At 69.1% G+C, this 17,249-nt stretch carries 17 protein-coding genes; 13 read left to right on the forward strand and 4 right to left on the reverse strand.

What is annotated here, in order from left to right; translation table 11 throughout:
- Window positions 1-31: 31 nt before the first annotated feature.
- The 3 genes from OHB23_RS18500 to OHB23_RS18510 all read left to right on the forward strand — a co-directional run bounded on the left by OHB23_RS18500 (window position 32) and on the right by OHB23_RS18510 (window position 2,369).
- Window positions 32-424 (forward strand): STAS domain-containing protein, encoded by a 393-nt coding sequence (locus OHB23_RS18500; RefSeq protein ID WP_051612937.1) that lies wholly within the window; start codon window positions 32-34, stop codon window positions 422-424.
- On the forward strand, window positions 421-930 hold the full coding sequence (locus tag OHB23_RS18505) for an ATP-binding protein (RefSeq protein ID WP_328810111.1): 510 nt from the start codon (window positions 421-423) through the stop codon (window positions 928-930). Before OHB23_RS18500 ends, OHB23_RS18505 begins: the two co-directional genes overlap by 4 nt.
- 89 nt (window positions 931-1,019) lie before the next feature.
- Window positions 1,020-2,369 carry a PP2C family protein-serine/threonine phosphatase gene (locus tag OHB23_RS18510; RefSeq protein ID WP_328810112.1) on the forward strand — a complete coding sequence of 450 codons (1,350 nt, stop codon included), beginning with the start codon at window positions 1,020-1,022 and terminating at the stop codon, window positions 2,367-2,369.
- Here OHB23_RS18510 and OHB23_RS18515 read toward each other — a convergent pair.
- Window positions 2,349-2,900: a CinA family protein gene (locus OHB23_RS18515; protein ID WP_081821031.1), complete on the reverse strand. Its 552-nt coding sequence runs from the start codon at window positions 2,898-2,900 to the stop codon at window positions 2,349-2,351. The genes OHB23_RS18510 and OHB23_RS18515 overlap by 21 nt on opposite strands.
- 108 nt (window positions 2,901-3,008) lie before the next feature.
- Between OHB23_RS18515 and nadE the strand changes: the two genes are divergently transcribed.
- A complete protein-coding gene (gene nadE, locus OHB23_RS18520) occupies window positions 3,009-3,833 on the forward strand; it encodes an ammonia-dependent NAD(+) synthetase (protein WP_027503969.1) in 825 nt (274 codons plus the stop codon).
- Window positions 3,834-4,175: 342 nt separating this feature from the next.
- Here the strand turns inward: nadE and OHB23_RS18525 are convergent, their stop codons facing one another.
- Complete coding sequence (locus OHB23_RS18525; RefSeq protein WP_328810113.1) at window positions 4,176-5,150, reverse strand: ferritin-like domain-containing protein; 975 nt, start codon at window positions 5,148-5,150, stop codon at window positions 4,176-4,178.
- 154 nt (window positions 5,151-5,304) lie between these two features.
- Between OHB23_RS18525 and OHB23_RS18530 the strand changes: the two genes are divergently transcribed.
- The gene (locus OHB23_RS18530) at window positions 5,305-5,559 is read left to right on the forward strand and encodes a hypothetical protein (protein ID WP_027503971.1); all 255 of its coding nucleotides are present in this window, start codon (window positions 5,305-5,307) and stop codon (window positions 5,557-5,559) included.
- A 130-nt stretch (window positions 5,560-5,689) separates the two neighbouring features.
- Here OHB23_RS18530 and OHB23_RS18535 read toward each other — a convergent pair whose 3' ends face one another.
- Window positions 5,690-6,157: an NUDIX domain-containing protein gene (locus tag OHB23_RS18535; protein WP_328810114.1), complete on the reverse strand. Its 468-nt coding sequence runs from the start codon at window positions 6,155-6,157 to the stop codon at window positions 5,690-5,692.
- 98 nt (window positions 6,158-6,255) lie between these two features.
- Here OHB23_RS18535 and OHB23_RS18540 point away from each other — a divergent pair, with 98 nt between their 5' ends.
- Window positions 6,256-7,914 (forward strand): catalase, encoded by a 1,659-nt coding sequence (locus OHB23_RS18540; protein ID WP_222638228.1) that lies wholly within the window; start codon window positions 6,256-6,258, stop codon window positions 7,912-7,914.
- Between the two features lie 253 nt (window positions 7,915-8,167).
- Here OHB23_RS18540 and OHB23_RS18545 read toward each other — a convergent pair whose 3' ends face one another.
- Window positions 8,168-9,079: a manganese catalase family protein gene (locus OHB23_RS18545; RefSeq protein ID WP_027503974.1), complete on the reverse strand. Its 912-nt coding sequence runs from the start codon at window positions 9,077-9,079 to the stop codon at window positions 8,168-8,170.
- A 131-nt stretch (window positions 9,080-9,210) separates the two neighbouring features.
- Between OHB23_RS18545 and OHB23_RS18550 the strand changes: the two genes are divergently transcribed.
- From OHB23_RS18550 to OHB23_RS18580, 7 genes are all read left to right on the forward strand, one after another.
- Window positions 9,211-10,557, forward strand: coding sequence for an APC family permease (locus tag OHB23_RS18550; protein WP_328810115.1), 1,347 nt, complete (start codon window positions 9,211-9,213; stop codon window positions 10,555-10,557).
- An 84-nt stretch (window positions 10,558-10,641) separates the two neighbouring features.
- Window positions 10,642-10,899 carry a hypothetical protein gene (locus tag OHB23_RS18555; protein ID WP_027503975.1) on the forward strand — a complete coding sequence of 86 codons (258 nt, stop codon included), beginning with the start codon at window positions 10,642-10,644 and terminating at the stop codon, window positions 10,897-10,899.
- A complete protein-coding gene (locus tag OHB23_RS18560) occupies window positions 10,896-12,155 on the forward strand; it encodes a cupin domain-containing protein (protein ID WP_328810116.1) in 1,260 nt (419 codons plus the stop codon). Before OHB23_RS18555 ends, OHB23_RS18560 begins: the two co-directional genes overlap by 4 nt.
- Window positions 12,156-12,163: 8 nt before the next feature.
- Window positions 12,164-13,066, forward strand: coding sequence for a sucrase ferredoxin (locus tag OHB23_RS18565; RefSeq protein ID WP_328810117.1), 903 nt, complete (start codon window positions 12,164-12,166; stop codon window positions 13,064-13,066).
- 51 nt (window positions 13,067-13,117) lie between these two features.
- A complete protein-coding gene (gene idi / locus OHB23_RS18570; RefSeq protein WP_027503978.1) occupies window positions 13,118-13,699 on the forward strand; it encodes an isopentenyl-diphosphate Delta-isomerase in 582 nt (193 codons plus the stop codon).
- 59 nt (window positions 13,700-13,758) lie between these two features.
- Window positions 13,759-15,417 (forward strand): phospholipase D family protein, encoded by a 1,659-nt coding sequence (locus OHB23_RS18575; RefSeq protein WP_328811675.1) that lies wholly within the window; start codon window positions 13,759-13,761, stop codon window positions 15,415-15,417.
- A gap of 51 nt (window positions 15,418-15,468) precedes the next feature.
- Complete coding sequence (locus tag OHB23_RS18580; protein WP_328810118.1) at window positions 15,469-17,130, forward strand: RecQ family ATP-dependent DNA helicase; 1,662 nt, start codon at window positions 15,469-15,471, stop codon at window positions 17,128-17,130.
- The last annotated feature ends 119 nt before the right edge of the window (window positions 17,131-17,249 follow it).

Consider the following 17,249-nt stretch of genomic DNA (forward strand, 5'->3'; position numbering starts at 1 on the left):
CTGGACCGAACACCGAAAGGCAGGACATCCGATGTCGATCGCCGAGAACACCACGGACGCATTCCGTGTCGACACCGAATGGCACGACGACGCAGCGATCCTGACAGTCGTGGGCGAACTCGATCTGGCCACCGCGCCGATTCTTCAGGACGCGGTGGACGCCGTACGGACCACGGCGTCGAGCGCGCTGATCATCGATCTGACGGGTGTCGATTTTCTCGCGTCGGCCGGTATGACCGTGCTGGTGACCTCGCATCAGGCGGTGGGCGACGACGTCGCCTTCGCCGTCGTCGCCCGCGGTGCGGCCACCGCTCGCCCCCTGCAGTTGGTCGGTCTCGACGAGACGTTCCCCGTGCTCGACACCCGCGAGGCGGCGCTCGCGGCCGTCACCACGTCCGGTTCGCCCGTCGACGACCTCGCATGACCAGCGCTCCCGGTGTGAGGACCGGGCACGCGTGGGGTACTCCTCCCCTCGTGATCGACGACGCGACGACTGAGCACCACCAGCCCCCCACCCAGTTGTCCCTCACCGATCTCGACGCCGAACCGCAGCGCATCACCGACGCACGCGTCCGCTTCGGTGCGTGGTTGACGCACACGCCGTTCGACACGGCGCGGACGTACGACATCGTGCTCGCCGTCTACGAGGCGATGGCCAACGTCGTCGAGCACGCCTATGCCGCCACCACCGGTCGACGCGTCTTCGACCTCCAGGCCACCTACGACTCCGCGCGGCTCGAGGTCGCCGTCCGTGATCACGGGACGTGGTCCGACTCGTCGCCGGGGCCCCTCCGTGGCCGCGGTCTGCCGCTGATCGAGACCCTGTCGGACGACGTCACGCTGTCGTCCGCCGACTCGGGCACCACCGTGACCATGGCATGGGACGTGGCACCGACATCCGGCATCGACACCGACGATCAGGTCTCGTAGACTCGTACGCGATTGCTGAGGCTCCCCGTGAGTCTCTCCTCCTCCAGCCCCGGGGAGAGCATTACCGCTCTCGTCTCACCGGAGGCTTCGTGACTGCACTCTCGTCCCACGCGTTCGACTCCCCGCGCCGTGCCACGTCGAGAACGGCGATCGATGCCCTCGATCTCGGTCCCGACCTCGCGCAGGCCGCCGAGGCGGCACGCCTGGCCGCGTTGGCCCGGTACGACGTCGAGCACACCGCCGCCGACGGCGCCTTCGACCGCATCGCCCGCCTCGCGGCCCGCTGGTTCGACGCGCCGTACGCGTCCGTGTCCATCATCGATGCCGACCTGGTGCGGTTCACCGCCACCTACGGCGACGGGCTCCCGGCCCACACCGAACGTCACGACGCCCTGTGCACGATGGCGATGACGCACGACGGGCCTTTCGTCGCGTCGGACACCCTGGCGAACCCGGCCACCGCCGGTAGTGCCTTCGTCCGCGGCGATCTCGGCATCCGCTTCTACGCCGGCGCCCCCATCGTGACTGCCGACGGCTTCCGGCTCGGCACGGTCAACGTCTACGACGTGGTGCCGCGTACGGTGTCCGACGATCGCGCGGACATCCTGATGGAACTGGCCGACATAGCGATGGACGAGTTCGAGTTGCGACTGTCGGCCGCGACCACCGTGCGCGCCGAGCGGGAACTCCGCACGCGCGCCGAGGCGGACTCCGCGATCATCGGTGACTACGCCGCCGTGCTGCAGCGCACGCTGCTCCCACCCTCCCTTCCCACCATCGAGGGTCTGACGCTCGCGTCGCACTACCACGCCTCGTCACCGCTGCAGGTCGGCGGCGACTTCTACGACGTCTTCGCGCTGGGCAAGGACCGGTGGGCGTTCTTCCTCGGCGACGTCCAGGGCCACGGCGCCGGCGCCGCGGCCGTCACCTCGCTGGTCCGCTACACCCTGCGGGCCGCGGCGCTGCACCACGACGATCCGACGGAGGGGCTCGCCGAGCTCAATCGACTGTTGTTGATGGACACCTCGCATCAGCGTTTCTGCACCGTGCTGTTCGGTGTGATCACCCCGGATCCTCGCGGCGGTTTCCGCGTCACACTGGCGACGGGCGGGCACCCGCCCGCCCTGCTCCTCGATCCCGCTCGCGGCGAGGTGCACGAGATCCGTTCCAGTACAGGCATGTTCGTCGGCGCTCTGCCGAACGCGACCTTCAGTGCGTGCAGTTTCCGGTTGCAGGAGGGGCAGACACTGCTGCTCTACACGGACGGCATCACCGAGGCACGTCCCGACGGGCGCACCATGTTCGGCGAGGACGGTCTCGCGCAGTTCACGCAGGCCCGCCTCGGACTGTCCACGACGAAGATGGTCGAGGATCTGGTCGCCCTCATCCCCGACCTCTCTCCGATCGACGACATCGCCCTACTCGCGCTGGGCGCCTGACCGGGCGTGGTCGCGCAGCAGGCGTAGCGCGCGTTCGATGGTCGCGGCCAGGACGTCCTTCGGGTCGCCCTCGAAGACCACGCGCTCCGCGCTGGTCGTCCCGTGGTCGGCGATGCCGAACCAGACCGTTCCGGGTTCCACGTCCTCGTTCGTCTCCGGTCCCGCCTCACCGGTGACGGCCACGGCGAGATCCGCGCCGAGCGCCGACGCCGCTCCGCTCGCCATGGCCGTGGCGGCCTCCTCGCTCACCACGGGGCCGCGGGGTACCTGCAACAGCGAGTACTTCACCTCGCTGGCGTAGGCGACGATCGACCCGCGGAACCACGTTCCGGACGACGACGCGCGGCCCAGGTTGGCAGCGATGTTCCCGGCGGTGAGCGACTCGGCGGTGGCGATACGGAGGTCGCGTTCGAGTGCGAGTTCCGCGATCTCCGAACAGAGCTCGGCGAGATCCTCGTCGGTGTCGACGCGCTGCTCCGGTTCGGCCGCCTCGCCCTCGATGAGTTCCTCGGTCTCGACGTGGTGAGACATGTGTCTTCCGTTTCCTCTCTCAGTGCTGCACGGACCGGTAGTCCTTCCCGCTCCGTCCGGTGACAAACATCCCCGGCACGCGCGGAGGATCGGCGCTAGCGTTGAGTCATGCCAAGCCTTCGCGACACCATTCGAACCGAACTCGAGGTCCGTCCGACCATCGATCCCGCAGCGGAGATCGACACGCGGGTGGGCTTTCTCGCCGACTACGCCGTCGCCACCCGAACTGCCGGCTTCGTACTCGGCATCAGTGGCGGACAGGACAGCACACTCGTGGGACGCCTGTGCCAGCTCGCCGCGGAACGCGTTCGCGCCGGCGGCGGCGACGCGACGTTCATGGCCGTACGACTCCCCTACGGTGAGCAGGCGGACGAGGCCGACGCGGCGATCGCGCTCGATTTCATCCGCCCCGACACCACGGTGACGGTGGACATCAAGCCGTCCGCGGACGGCGCAGGCGTGGCAGCTGCCACGGCCCTCGGAGTCGATCGACTGCGCGACTTCGTTCGCGGCAACATCAAGGCACGCGAGCGGATGGTCGCCCAGTACGCGCTCGCGGGCGAGCGGAACCTGCTCGTCGTCGGTACCGATCACGCTGCCGAGGCCGTGACGGGGTTCTTCACCAAGTACGGCGACGGCGGTGTGGACCTCACGCCGCTGACCGGCCTGACCAAGCGCCAGGGTGCGGCCCTGCTGCGCGAACTCGGTGCCCCGGAGAGCACGTGGAAGAAGGTACCCACGGCCGATCTCGAGGACGACCGGCCGGCGCTGCCCGACGAGGAGGCACTGGGTGTGACGTACGCCCAGATCGACGCCTACCTCGAAGGCGAGGACGTGCCCGACGAGGCCGCCGCCACCATCGAGAACTGGTTCGTCAAGACCCGGCACAAGCGCACCACTCCGGTCACCCCCAGTGAGACGTGGTGGCGCTGACCGTCTCGGTCGGTCGGTGTGATCGTGCTCCGAACGGGTAATCCCCCTCACAGCGCTCGAGAAGTGAGGCGTCGACGCATTGCGGTGTTTCGACAGGAGATGAACAGATGGACATCGACACGGTGGTCTGGACCGAGACCGGTCCGCGGCAGGAATGGTGGGAGGCCGTGATGGCACGGTGCGGAGCGGAGACTGCACGACCGGTTCCCCTCGACTCGGCACCCTCCCGCCGAGAACGACCGGACCATGCCGACACCCCGACCAGGCGTGCGGGCTGACCGGACCGACGAACGACGAAGCCCCCGAGGATCGATGATCCTCGGGGGCTTCCGTGTGAGTGGATCAGGAGATGCCGACGATGTCCTTCGCCAGCGCTGCCAGACGAGTCTGCGCGGCGGAGACCACCGAGTGGCGGTTCTTGTTGCGCTCCTCGTAGGCGACCACGGTGCGCAGATCTGCCGGATCGGTCAGTTCCTTGATCTCGGCGACTGCTGCGGCGACGTTCAGACCGTCGTAGTCGGCGATGGGAAGTTCGTGCTCCTCGAGCGTCCCGCCGGCCGCACGGGTGCGGTGGATCGCGTCGGCGACACCGGTCGCGCCGCCGTCACGAGTGACCTCCTCGGCCGTCTCGAGTGCCGCGTCGCGGCTCGCGGTGACAGTGTCGACGGCCAGTTCGGTCGCGCGCTGGCCGCGGCCGATGAGGGTGGACACCTTCGCGGGAACGTCCTTCGCCGTGCCGACGACGCGGTCGACACCTCGCGACGACCAGGTGACCGGCGTGTTGATGAGACGCACGGCAGCACCGGTGGCGGCCTGGATCGGCGTGCGACGCAGTGCGGCCGGTCCACCGAGGGCGTCCTCGGCGAGGACGGTGGTGAGCCACTCGACGGTCGCCGTGTGGGCGGTCACGAGATCGTCTGCGAGCGACACGACGCCCGGCGTGGACGCGGTCGTGGCGAGAGCCTTGACGTAACGGGCGCGGTCGAGCAGCTGGTGCTCCAGCGCGAGATCGCCGAGAAGGGCCTCGTCGAACGGCTGCGCCTGCTCGCCGATGGCCTTGAGCAGCGCGGTGAGGCGCCCGACGACGGGTGCGACGACGCCGGGGAAGCCGCCGAGTTCACGAATGGCGGCATCGACGCGAGCAGCGCGATCGCGTCCGTTCGACGCGTTCTGCAGCAGTTCCTCGCGGACAGCTTCCGTCCGAGCCTGTGCGACGCGGGTCTCGGCCACCTGAACCTCGGTGTTGGTGAGCGCGAGCAGAGCGCGAAGCTGGGCGACGAGCGTCGCCCGTTCGGTGTGTGCGGTGGTGCTGACCATGTGATGTGCCCCCTGTGATGGAAGTTGAGTCTCGGTGCAAGAGCAGCCGGAACGACCGCTCCGTGTCATTCGGTGACAGATCATGGTTACCCGCCGGTACAACGGGGAAAACGCAGTGTGACGAGGCACATTCCCCGCGATCGAAGGAGTTCTCATGGCCGACGAACTGGACGAGACGATGCTCGACTCCGTGCAGGAGAAGATCGACGAGGCCAAGCAGGCGGCGGGAGACATCCCCGAGCGGCGTGAGGGCGGGCCGGATCAGGACGATCTCCACGATTCCTCCGACGGTGCCGCCGAACAGACCGGCGACGCGGCGGAGGCGACACTCGACGAGTTCCGCAACGCCGACGGTGACCGTGACGAGGGCATGACCGAGGGCGGCGGCGGAGGTCAGGGCGCCGCCTGAGTGGGCTGAGCGATCCGTCTCATCACGTCGGCGACCAGTCCGCTCCGCGATGCGTCGACGGTCTGTGTGCAGAGATCCGCGTTCACCGCGGATCTCTGCACACAGGTTCTCCGCCCGCGCGACGTGCGCCTCAGAGCTGCTCGAGGTGGCGGTCGAGGGCGTCGAGTAGCGGAACCTGCCCGCTCAGCAGCCGACGCCGCGCGGACTTCCGATCACACCACTCCACGCGGTCGACCTCGGGAAACACCAGCCGTCGCCCCGATCTGGGTGGCCACTCCATCTCCACACTGTTGCTCACGGCGGTCGAGGGGTCGAGTTCGCCGCGCACGGCGAACGCACGAACCGACTTGGCTCTGGACTGCGCGACCGTGCCGAGATCGATCCAGTCCCCGTCGGGCACCGGGGACCCGAGTTCCTCCGCGAACTCTCTGGCCGCCGCTGTGCGCGCATCCTCGGTGTCGGCGTCGTACTCGCCCTTCGGTATGGACCAGGCGCCGGCGTCCTTGCGCGCCCAGAAGGGTCCGCCGGGATGAGCCAGCAGCACCTCCAGCTCGCCCCCACCCCCGCGGAACAGCAGCACACCGGCACTCGTCCTCATTCCGGGATTCTGTCCGATCACGTTTTCTCGCGATCGTGTCGGGTACGCGGTCCGCTGCACGAAGCCTCCGTTCCACAGAGCAGTCAAGGAGCCGACACATGACAGACGTCGCGTCGCAAGGGTCGACACCGGCAGACGACCGGGACATCCTCACCAATCGTCAAGGGCATCCCGTCTACGACAACCAGAACCAGCGCACCGTGGGCTCACGCGGTCCGGCCACCCTCGAGAACTACCAGTTTCTCGAGAAGGTCAGCCATTTCGATCGCGAGCGCATCCCGGAGCGCGTCGTCCACGCCCGCGGAGCCGTCGCCTACGGCTATTTCGAGGCCACCGGGAAGTGGGGTGACGAACCCATCGAGAGGTACACCCGCGCGAAGCTGTTCGCCGAGGCCGGCAAGCGCACGGACCTCGCCGTCAGATTCTCGACGGTGATCGGCGGGCGCGATTCGTCCGAGGCCGCGCGTGACCCCCGCGGCTTCGCGATCAAGTTCTACACCGAGGACGGCAACTGGGACCTCGTCGGGAACAACCTGGGTGTCTTCTTCATCCGTGACGCCATCAAGTTCCCGGACGTCATCCACTCGCTCAAGCCGGATCCGGTGACGTTCCGGCAGGAGCCCGCGCGCATCTTCGACTTCATGTCGCAGACGCCCGAGGCGACCCACATGCTCGTGAACCTGTTCTCCCCCCGCGGGATTCCGGCCAACTACCGGACGCAGCAGGGTTTCGGAGTGAACACCTACAAGTGGGTCGACGCCGAGGGCGAGACTCACCTGGTGAAGTACCACTGGATCCCGAAGGCGGGAGTCGCGTCGCTCACCGAGGCGGACGCCGCCGCGATCCAGGCGAACGATCTGGGCCATGCGAGCAAGGATCTGTACGAGCACATCGAGCGCGGCGATTTCCCTGAATGGGAACTGCGCGTGCAGGTGATGAGCGACGACGAGCATCCCGAGCTGAACTTCGACCCGCTCGACGACACGAAGGTGTGGCCGGAGAACGAGTTCCCGCCGAAGGTGGTGGGCCGCATGGTGCTGGACCGCAACGTCTCGAACCACTTCGCCGAGAACGAGCAGATCTCGTTCGGCACCGGTGTGCTCGTCGACGGCCTGGACTTCTCCGACGACAAGATGCTGGTCGGCCGGACCTTCTCGTACTCGGACACCCAGCGCTACCGCGTGGGGCCGAACTACCTGCAGCTGCCCGTCAACCAGGCGAAGAACGCGCGGGTGTCCACGAACCAGCAGGGCGGCCAGATGCAGTACTCGGTGGACAACACCGGCAGCAATCCGCACGTGAACTACGAGCCCTCCATCACGGGCGGTCTCCGTGAGGCCGAGTACCCGACGCACGACGAGCAGGGTCCGGAGATCCACGGCCGCCTCACCCGCAAGCGGATCGATCGCACCAACGACTACGAGCAGGCCGGTCAGCGGTACCAGCTGATGGACCAGTGGGAGAAGGACGACCTCGTGGCGAATCTCGTCGCGAACATCTCGGAGGCGACGCGCGAGGTGCAGGAGCGGATGGTCTGGCACTTCTTCATGGCCGACGACGAACTCGGCGCCCGCGTGGGAGAGGGGCTGGGCATCTCGGCCGACGACGTCCGCGGACTCGAACCGCTCGCATCGCAGACCCTGTCGGAGGAGGAGGACCGGCGGCGCGCGAATCTCGGGAAGAACGGCCCCCGCGACGTCGCCGACCTGCAGATGACGCACTGCGTGCCGAACGAACGCGCGACGACTGCCGGATGACGTCGCCATGACGCAGGTGTGGACAGCGTCACTCCGCGGGGTTATCGTCGGAGACGCAAGCCGAACAGGTCGTAGGACGAACTCGAGGCAGGTGGTGCGTATCAACACGGTGACGACGAGACACGTGTTCATTCCGACGCGAGGACGATCACGCGGAGCCTGTTCTCCGGATCGACTCGCACCATCCACATCAACCTGACAGAACCCCGGCGCCGTATCGGCGCCGGGGTTCTTCGTCGTTCGGGTCGGCCGATCAGCCGGCGTCGGGGTCCAACGTCTCCTTGATCTTGCCCATGACGCCCTTCTCCGTGCCGAGAGCCGCGTTCGACGGTTCGCCGAGTCCGCCGTCGTAGGTGGCGTAGAGCTTCGGGTCCGGCGGCGGTCCACTCTGCTTGTTGCCCAGCGGCTGCGGATCGGCGAGGAACCTGTTCTCGTGGCGGCCGTCAGGTGCAGTGCCGTGCGCCCACCGGCCCTTGTCCGACTCGGTGCCGTCCGACAGATGCCACAGCGTGCTCGCGTGCTCGTCGTACTCCTCGTCGAACAGGTCGTTCGGCGCCACCACACCCTCCAGACCGTCCGCCTGCAGCTCCTCGATGGCCGCGAGCCACATGTTCTGGTGATACGTGTCGCGGGCGAGGTTGAACTTGAGCATGTTCTTGACACCGGGATCGTCGGTCATGTGCCACAGGCGTGCGGTCTGCACGCGGCCCTGCGCCTCCGCCGCGACGTTGGCGCGGAAGTCCGCCAGCAGGTTGCCGCTGGCGACGATGAAGCGCCCGTTCCACGGGACACCGTTGCTGTCGGCGAGGGTGGGTCCGCCACCGGACACGATGGCCTGCTGCGGATCCATCCCGCCCAGCACCGCGGCGACGACGGGATCGGCGGCAGCGTTCTTGGTGGACTCGGTGGCCGGTGCGCCCTCGAGGAGCCGCGCGACCATGGTCGCGATCATCTCCACGTGACCGATCTCCTCGGTCGCGATGTCCATGATGAGGTCCTTGTACTTGCCTTTCATGCGACAGTTCCATCCCTGGAACAGGTACTGCATCGTGACGGTCATCTCGCCGTACGCGCCGCCGATCAACTCTTGCAGCTTGCGGGCGTAGACGGGATCCGGCTTCTCCGGCTTCACGTCGAACTGGAGGTGGTCGGTATGACGGAACATGAAGGCTCCTGACAGTGCTCGGGGTCGTGCTCTTGTCGCGCCCCGGCTACCCGGAGGCGGACCCGACAAACGACCCGGATCGCCGGGTCGTGCGCGTGGGTAACGGCCCCGCGAACGGGTAGCCCGGTGCGATGAGCCCTGACCTGAACGACCCTGCGGCACCGGGCGACTCCCCCGGTCTGCGTCGCGCCGTCACCGGCAAACTCCTGTTCGTCTTCATCCTGGGTGATGTTCTCGGAGCGGGCATCTACGCACTCGTGGGCGAGATCGCCGGCGAGGTCGGCGGTGCCGTGTGGGTGCCGCTGCTGGTGGCACTCGCGATGGCCATGCTCACCGCGGCCTCGTACGCCGAGCTGGTGACCAAGTACCCGCGTGCAGGTGGTGCCGCCGTGTTCGCCGAGCGAGCCTTCGGACGGCCGGTGGTGTCGTTCCTCGTCGGGTTCTCGATGCTGGCGGCGGGTGTGACGAGCGCGGCCGGGCTGTCCGTCGCCTTCGCCGGTGACTATCTGGGCGCCTTCCTCGACGTCCCGACGGTTCCTGCCGCGCTGGTGTTCCTCGCCGTCGTCGCTCTCCTGAACGCGCGTGGCATCAAGGAGTCGATGCGGGCGAACGTGGTCATGACCGTCGTCGAGGTCAGCGGACTCGTCCTCGTCGTCGTCCTCGCCTGCATCGTGCTCGGTCGCGGCGACGGCGATCTCGGCCGCACCCTCGAGTTCACCGATGCCGTGAACCCTGCCGTGGCGGTCCTCGCGGCGGCACTGCTCGCCTTCTACTCGTTCGTGGGGTTCGAGACCTCGGCCAACATGGCGGAGGAGGTCCGGGACGTGCACCGCGTCTACCCTCGCGCGCTCTTCCTCTCGCTGGCGACGGCCGGTGCGGTCTACGTCGCGGTCGGACTCGCGGTGAGCGCGGTGGTGCCCGCGAGCGACCTCGCGGACACCTCGGCGCCCCTGCTCGCCGTCGTCTCGGCGGCCGACGTCGGTGTCCCCGACAGGCTCTTCGGACTCGTGGCGTTGATCGCCGTGGCCAACGGCGCCCTGCTGACCATGATCATGGCCAGCCGACTCACCTACGGGATGGCCGGACAGCGACTACTGCCCGCCGTCGCGGGCCGGGTGTTGCCACGTCGGCAGACTCCCTGGGTGGCCATCGTCGCGACCACGGTGGTGGCGATGATTCTCGCGGCCACCGGGACCGTCGCAGCGCTCGCGGAGACCGTCGTCCTGCTGCTCCTGATCGTGTTCGTCAGCACCAACCTCGCCGTGCTGGTGCTGCGCAAGGACCAGGTGGACCACCCGCACTTCCGCACCCCGGTGATCCTTCCGGTGCTCGCTCTGATCAGCTGCGGCGTGCTCGCGACGCAGCAGACCGCGCAGACGTGGCTGCGTGCCGGCGTGCTGCTCCTGGTCGGCGGCGTGCTCTACGCGGCGATGCGGTGGACACGGAGTTTGAGAAGTCCCGAAATCGTCAACACGTGACCTGTCTCCTGTAGAACGGGGACGTTCGATGTGTGTCCGACGCCGGAATTCCGGCGTCCGGTCGTGACGACTGAAAGGTAGACGATGGCTATCAACGACGACGACATCACCACTTCCGGAGCAGCAGGCGGCGAAGGCCCCGCCGACGGCGGCTCCAACCCGAACGGTCACGACGGCGGCGCCGACGGCACCGCGTCCAGCACGGAGGGCCCCGCCGACGGCGGCTCGAACCCGGGTGGACACGACGGCGGCGCGGACGGCTCTGCGGCCAGCGGCGAGGGCCCGGCCGACGGCGGCTCGAACCCCGACGGCCACGACGGCGGTGCGGACGGTACGGCTTGAGCCGACCGACCGATGACGAGCGCGGACCGGGAGACCGGTCCGCGCTGCGTCGTCTTCTGAGCATCGATCCCCGCGCCTTCGCCGAGGACCACTGGGGACGCGCGCCGCTCCTGACGCGTGCGGCCGACCTTCCCGCTCCGTTCACCGATCTGCTGTCGACGGACGCCGTCGACGAGCTGGTGTCCGAACGCGGCGTGCGCACACCCTTCGCCCGGATGGCCAGGAACGGCGCGCTGACCGACCGCGGGCAGTTCACCGATTCGGGTGGCTTCGGGGCCGAGGTGACCGATCAGCTCGACTCCGCCGGAATCCTGGCGGCCTTCGCGGACGGCCACACCCTGGTCCTGCAGGGACTCCATCGACTGTGGCCTCCCCTCATCCACTTCACCGGCGACCTGGTTGCCGATCTCGGCCACCCGGTGCAGGTCAACTCGTACATCACCCCCGCGTCGTCGCGCGGATTCGATCCCCACTACGACGTGCACGACGTCTTCGTCCTCCAGATCGCCGGCGAGAAGCGGTGGATCCTGCACCCCCCGGTGCACGAGCACCCGCTGTCGAACCAGCCGTGGTCGGACCGCAGGGACGCCGTCGCCGCCATGGCGCGCACGGACCCGCCCCTCGACGTCGTTCTGCGCGAGGGTGATTCGCTGTACGTCCCGAGGGGCTGGATCCATTCCGCCGAGGCCCTGGGTGACACCTCGATCCATCTGACCGTCGGAATGTCGGCCTTCACCCGGTACGACCTCCTGCATCACGTGCTGGGCACCCTCGCGGACGACGCGAGCTTCCGGGCCCCGCTGCCCGTGGGGCTCGATCTGACCGATCCGGACGCCGTCGTACCGCACGTGCGCGCGCTGATCGCAGATCTGACCGCGACCCTCGCCGACACCGACGGCCGCGACGGTCGAGCGCGGACGGCGGCAGAGCGTGTCGGCCGTCGCTTCGTCGAGGTCACGCGGCCGGCCCCGGTGCGTCCTCTCGAGACCGTGCGCACGATGGCCGGCCTGTCCGCGGCCACCGTGGTGACGTGGCGATCCGGGCTCGCCGCGCGGGTGACGCAGTCGCCCGAGTCGGTCGCCGTGACGACGCGGACCAAGACGATCACGCTGCCCTCGATCGCGGCGGACGCCGTTCGGCAGCTGCACAGCGGGAAAGACTGCGCGGTCGGCGACCTCACGGGTCTCGACGATCAGGACGCGATCGTCGTGGTGCGTCGCCTGCTCCGCGAGGGTCTCGTCGTCGCCCGATCGTGACGACGCCGGTGAGCACCACCGCGGCGTGGCGCCCGTGCAGCGACAATGCTCGTGATCGGGGAGACACGTTGGCGGGAAGCGGTTCTCGCGGAGAACGATGGTTCCTCGTCGAGGTCGCGGGAAGTTGGGGCCCGTCGGCGTTCCTCGATTCCCCGTCCGTCCTCGATCCCGTACTGGGTGGAGCGCTCGTGCGCCGCATCGAGAGTGCCGGATTCCGCCCCCTCGCCGTCCGGGAGCCCGGCCGTCGCCGAGGCCGCGGCCGGTGGCGGTGGGCGTCGGTGGACGCACGGCCGGGGCACGAGAGGGTGCACCGGGGCGAGGTGTCCGACGCGGCCGAACTGCTCGACGTCCCGCTCGACGGATCGTCGGGTACCGCGTCGACGGAGACCATCGTGGCCGTGTGCACCCACGGCAGGCACGACCGCTGTTGCGCCGTCCGCGGTCGCACGATCCTCGCCCCGGCCGTGTCGGCGTACCCCGGCGAGGTGTGGGAGTGCTCGCACCTCGGTGGCGACCGGTTCGCCGGCACGATGATCGTCCTGCCGCACGGTCTCTACTACGGCAACGTCGACGACGCGGACGTCGTCCGCATCCTGCGCCGCCACCACGACGGACTCGTCACCCCGGAGTTCCTGCGCGGCCGCAGTGCGCTCTCGGGGGCCGTGCAGGTGGCCCAGCACGCCGCACGAACCGTCCTGCAGGACTTCGCCATCGACACCCTGCATCCCCTGTCGGAGGCTCCCGGCCCGGACGGTCGGCGACACGTCCTCCTCGACCACCACGGGGACACCGTCGAGGTGGTCCTCCAGGAGTCTCGGTCGGCGCCGATCCTCACCACGTGCCACGCCCGCGTCGCCGGGCCGGTGCGCACCCACGAGGTGGTGTCCGTCCGCCCGTCTCGACCCCGCTGAGCGACCACTACTCTGGACCGGAGGCCGGTCGTACATCCGGAAGGGACACGTGTGGAACTCGTAGTACTGCTCGATGAGGACGGCCGTGCCATCGGCACCCACGACAAGGCCACTGTGCATCACGACGCCACACCGCTGCACCTGGCGTTCTCGAGCTACGTGATCAACCGCGAGCGCGAGGTACTGGTGACACAGCGGGCGCACGACAAGCGCACCTGGCCCGGAATCTGGACCAACACGTGCTGCGGACACCCCGCGCCGGGTGAACGTCTCGACTCCGCGGTTCTGCGGCGCCTCGATCACGAACTGGGTATCGGTGCGGACAGCGCAGCTCCGGTGCTCCCGTCGTTCCGGTACCGCGCCGTGATGGACAACGGCGTGGTCGAGTACGAGATCTGCCCGGTGTTCCTCGTCCTGCACGACGACAGGACCGTCGATCCGCGACCGGACGAGGTGGCCGACTACCGCTGGGAACCATGGAACGAGTTCGTCGCGACCGTGTTGGCGGGCGAGAGCGATCTGTCGCCGTGGTGTCAGGACCAGGTCCGTCAGCTGCACGCCCTGGGTTCCGACCCTCTGGCGTGGCCCACCGGCGGCACCGAGTCCCTCCCACCCGCGGCACGCGTCGCGTGACGCACGGGTCGGGACGACGCGCGGTCGAGACGGGTGCACCACCGCGCGGCAACGTGCTGATGACGGCGGTCGACCGCATCTCGAACGCCCTGGGTCGGTCGTCGATCTTCGCCGACATCGACTTCGACGACGAGGCGCATCCCTGGTTCCTGTCCGCGGAGGAGCGCGCCAACCCGGACACTCGCATCCGCGCTTGGACAGAGGGCAACCGTTGCGTCGCTCTCGTGCACGGCGACACCTACTTCCGCGTGCTGAACGAGCACCTGGCCGACGCGAAACCGGACGATCTGGTGTTGTTCACCGATTGGCGCGGCGACCCGGAGCAGGTGCTCACCGACCGCGGTCCGACGGTCGAGGACGCGCTGACCGGTGCCGCGACGCGCGGTGTCGTCGTCCGAGGTCTGCTGTGGCGTTCGCACGCGGAGGGCCTCGGATACACCGGCGGCAAGAACAGTGCCCTCGCGACCGCCCTCGAGGACGCGGGCGGTGAGTGCGTTCTCGATCAGCGCGTTCTGACGTTCGGGTCCCATCATCAGAAGCTCGTGGTGATGCGCTCCGCGTCGCGTCCCGACGGCAACGTCGCCTTCGTGGGCGGGATCGATCTGGCCCGGTCGCGACGGGACGATGCGCACCATCACGGCGATGCCCTGAGCCGACCGTTTCCACCGGAGTACGGGGAGACCCCCGCCTGGCACGACCTGCAACTCGAGATGCGCGGTCCGGCCGTGCGCGACGTCGAGGACACCTTCCGGGAGCGCTGGGAGGATCCGGCGGCACTGTCGCGGCTGCCGTGGCACGTGGTGAGCGACGTCGTCCGCCGGCACCGGCGCGAGCCGTCCGAGCTGCCCACTGCCCTCCCCGACCCGGAGGCGACAGGAACGTGCTCGGTGCAGTTGCTCCGCACCTACCCGCGTCGCCGACCGTCCTACCCGTTCGCGCAGGACGGCGAGCGCAGCGCGGCCCGTGCGTACGCCAAAGCCCTCGGTCGCGCCGAGCGCCTGATCTACATCGAGGACCAGTACCTGTGGTCCGTGGACGTCGCGCGGGTCTTCGCGCGTGCGCTGCGGCGCTCGCCCAGGCTCCGCATGATCATCGTGGTACCCCGGCACCTCGACGACGACAGTGCGATGACCATCCCGCCGTCGCTCCTGGGTCACGCCGCCGCGTTGGATCTACTACGCGACGCGGGCGCCGACCGGGTGCTCGTCCTCGACGTGGAAAACGACGACAGTGTGCCGGTCTACGTGCACTCCAAGGTCTGCATCGTCGACGACGTGTGGGCGGCCGTCGGTAGCGACAACTTCAATCGCCGCTCCTGGACGCACGATTCGGAACTCACGGCGGCCGTGGTCGACGAGGAGCGGGATGCGCGCGAGCCCGTCGATCCCGGTGGCCTGGGTGACGGTGCGCGGGTGTTCGCCCGAGATCTCCGACTCGAGCTCCTCGCCGAACACCTGTCCCGTGGGAGCGGCGCGGACGCCGACGTCGCCGACCTCCTCGACCCGGACGACTGCTTCGACGCGGTCGCCGAGCAGGTCAGCGAGCTCGACGCGTGGCACGACGGGGGCCGCGACGGTGATCGCCCGCGGGGACGGTTGCGCATGCATGCCATCGAGGTGCCGCCGCTGTGGAAGCAGCGGGTGTTCTCGCTCCTCTACCGGCTGGTGGTCGACCCCGACGGCCGACCACTGCGGCTGCGGTTGACGCGCCGCTTCTGACGGTGCGGCCGCGCAGGATTCGCACGCCCACTCGCGGGTACCTGGGCGTTCGTGAGCCCCGACACCGTCCCACCGCCCGACATCGATGCGGCCGCGCGGGCGCTCGGTCATGCCGAACTGCATCCGAGACAACGTGACTCGATCGATGCCGTCGTGTCCGGACGAGACGTGCTGGCACTGCTGGCGAGCGGTTTCGGCAAGTCGGCCATCTATCAGGTCGCCGCGTCGCTGCTCGACGGGCCGACCGTCGTCCTGAGCCCGCTCATCGCGTTGCAACGCGATCAGGTGGACGGTCTGCGTCGTCGGTCGACACACGTGCGGGCGGTCGCGGTGCACTCCGAGCAGAGCGACACCGAGAACGAGCGTTCGTGGGAGTCCCTCGCTCGCGGTGAGGCGACCATCGTCTACCTGACGCCGGAAGCAGCCTCGCGGAACGAGGTGCAGGATCGGCTGCGCGCACTCGGCGTCGCGTGCGTCGCCGTCGACGAGGCCCACTGCATCGCCGCCTGGGGCCACGATTTCCGTCCGGCCTACCTTCGTCTCGGTCACGTGGCCGAGGCGATCGGGCGCCCGCCGATCATCGCCGTCACCGCGACGGCTCCCCCGCCGATCCGTGACGAGATCACGACGCGCCTCGGCATGCTCGATCCGTTGACGGTGGTCGGCTCCTTCGATCGGCCCGAGATCCGGCTGTCCGTCGTCCGGCACCACGACGCGGACGTGGCACTCCGGGCGGCCGTGGACGATGTCGTCCGGCGCTCGGAGTCCGGCGGCCGGTCGGAATCAAACGGGCAGGCCGGAACCGGTCTCGTGTACACCGCCACTCGCGCGCAGGCGGAGGAGTTCGCGGCTCTGCTGGCGGAGCGCGGCCTCCGAGCGCTCGCGTACCACGCCGGTCTGCCGCGGTCCGCGCGCGACGAGGCGCACGAGGCGTTCGCGGCCGGGACGGTCGACGTCGTCGCGGCCACGTCGGCGTTCGGGATGGGCATCGACAAGCCCGATGTCCGGTTCGTCGTCCACACTGCACCGCCCGATTCGCTGGAGCGGTACTACCAGGAGTTCGGCCGCGCCGGTCGCGACGGTGCGGACGCCGCTGCCGTCCTGCACTTTCGCGCCGAGGACCTGGGGCTGCCGTCGTTCTTCGCCACTCGCCGACCGCGCCGAGATGCGCTCGAGGCGGTGCAGGGGGCGCTGCGGCCCGCCACGGAACCGATGTCGACCGAGTCACTCACGGGGTTGCCCGACCTGTCACCGCGCGCTGTGGAGACCGCCCTGGAGCTGCTCGATCACGTCGACGCCGTGCACCACACGGACGCCGGGTGGGTGCCCGGCAGCCTCTCGACGACCGAGGCCGTCGAGCGCGCACTGGAGGCGGCTCGCCGGCAGGAGACGGCGGCGCGATCGCGGGTGGAGATGGTGCGGACCTACGCCGAGACACGGCGATGCCGACGACAGGTGCTCCTCGAGTACCTCGGCGAGGTGACGGAGCAACTCTGTGGTCGGTGCGACACCTGCGAGTCCGGCACCGCGGCCGAGTCCGACGTCAACGGCGGTGACACGAGCTACCAGCCCGGCGACACGCTGCATCACCGCGACTGGGGCGCGGGGAACGTGGTGTCGGCCGAGGCGGACCGCGTCACCGTGCACTTTCCCGAACACGGTTACCGCACTCTGGCGACCACGATCCTGGAGGAGCGCGACATCACCGAGTGACAGCCTCGAAACGGACCTTCGACGACCTGCGGGAGCTGAGAACCGGGACCGACCACGACGGACGCGCGAGACTCGGACCGCAGGTTCGTTTAGCGCGTCGACCTGGCGGTTCCGAGCGC

The sequence above is a fragment of the Rhodococcus sp. NBC_00294 genome (genome assembly GCF_036163995.1).
GTDB lineage: Bacteria > Actinomycetota > Actinomycetes > Mycobacteriales > Mycobacteriaceae > Rhodococcoides.

Bases quoted from the DNA above. Each gene is read 5' to 3' on its own strand.
- OHB23_RS18545 (WP_027503974.1), bottom strand. From the start codon at position 9,079: ATGTTCCGTCATACCGACCACCTCCAGTTCGACGTGAAGCCGGAGAAG.
- OHB23_RS18500 (WP_051612937.1), top strand. From the start codon at position 32: ATGTCGATCGCCGAGAACACCACGGACGCATTCCGTGTCGACACCGAA.
- OHB23_RS18530 (WP_027503971.1), top strand. From the start codon at position 5,305: ATGGCCGACGAACTGGACGAGACGATGCTCGACTCCGTGCAGGAGAAG.
- OHB23_RS18550 (WP_328810115.1), top strand. From the start codon at position 9,211: ATGAGCCCTGACCTGAACGACCCTGCGGCACCGGGCGACTCCCCCGGT.
- OHB23_RS18515 (WP_081821031.1), bottom strand. From the start codon at position 2,900: ATGTCTCACCACGTCGAGACCGAGGAACTCATCGAGGGCGAGGCGGCC.
- OHB23_RS18535 (WP_328810114.1), bottom strand. From the start codon at position 6,157: ATGAGGACGAGTGCCGGTGTGCTGCTGTTCCGCGGGGGTGGGGGCGAG.
- OHB23_RS18540 (WP_222638228.1), top strand. From the start codon at position 6,256: ATGACAGACGTCGCGTCGCAAGGGTCGACACCGGCAGACGACCGGGAC.
- OHB23_RS18505 (WP_328810111.1), top strand. From the start codon at position 421: ATGACCAGCGCTCCCGGTGTGAGGACCGGGCACGCGTGGGGTACTCCT.
- OHB23_RS18525 (WP_328810113.1), bottom strand. From the start codon at position 5,150: ATGGTCAGCACCACCGCACACACCGAACGGGCGACGCTCGTCGCCCAG.
- OHB23_RS18575 (WP_328811675.1), top strand. From the start codon at position 13,759: ATGACGGCGGTCGACCGCATCTCGAACGCCCTGGGTCGGTCGTCGATC.
- nadE (WP_027503969.1), top strand. From the start codon at position 3,009: ATGCCAAGCCTTCGCGACACCATTCGAACCGAACTCGAGGTCCGTCCG.
- OHB23_RS18555 (WP_027503975.1), top strand. From the start codon at position 10,642: ATGGCTATCAACGACGACGACATCACCACTTCCGGAGCAGCAGGCGGC.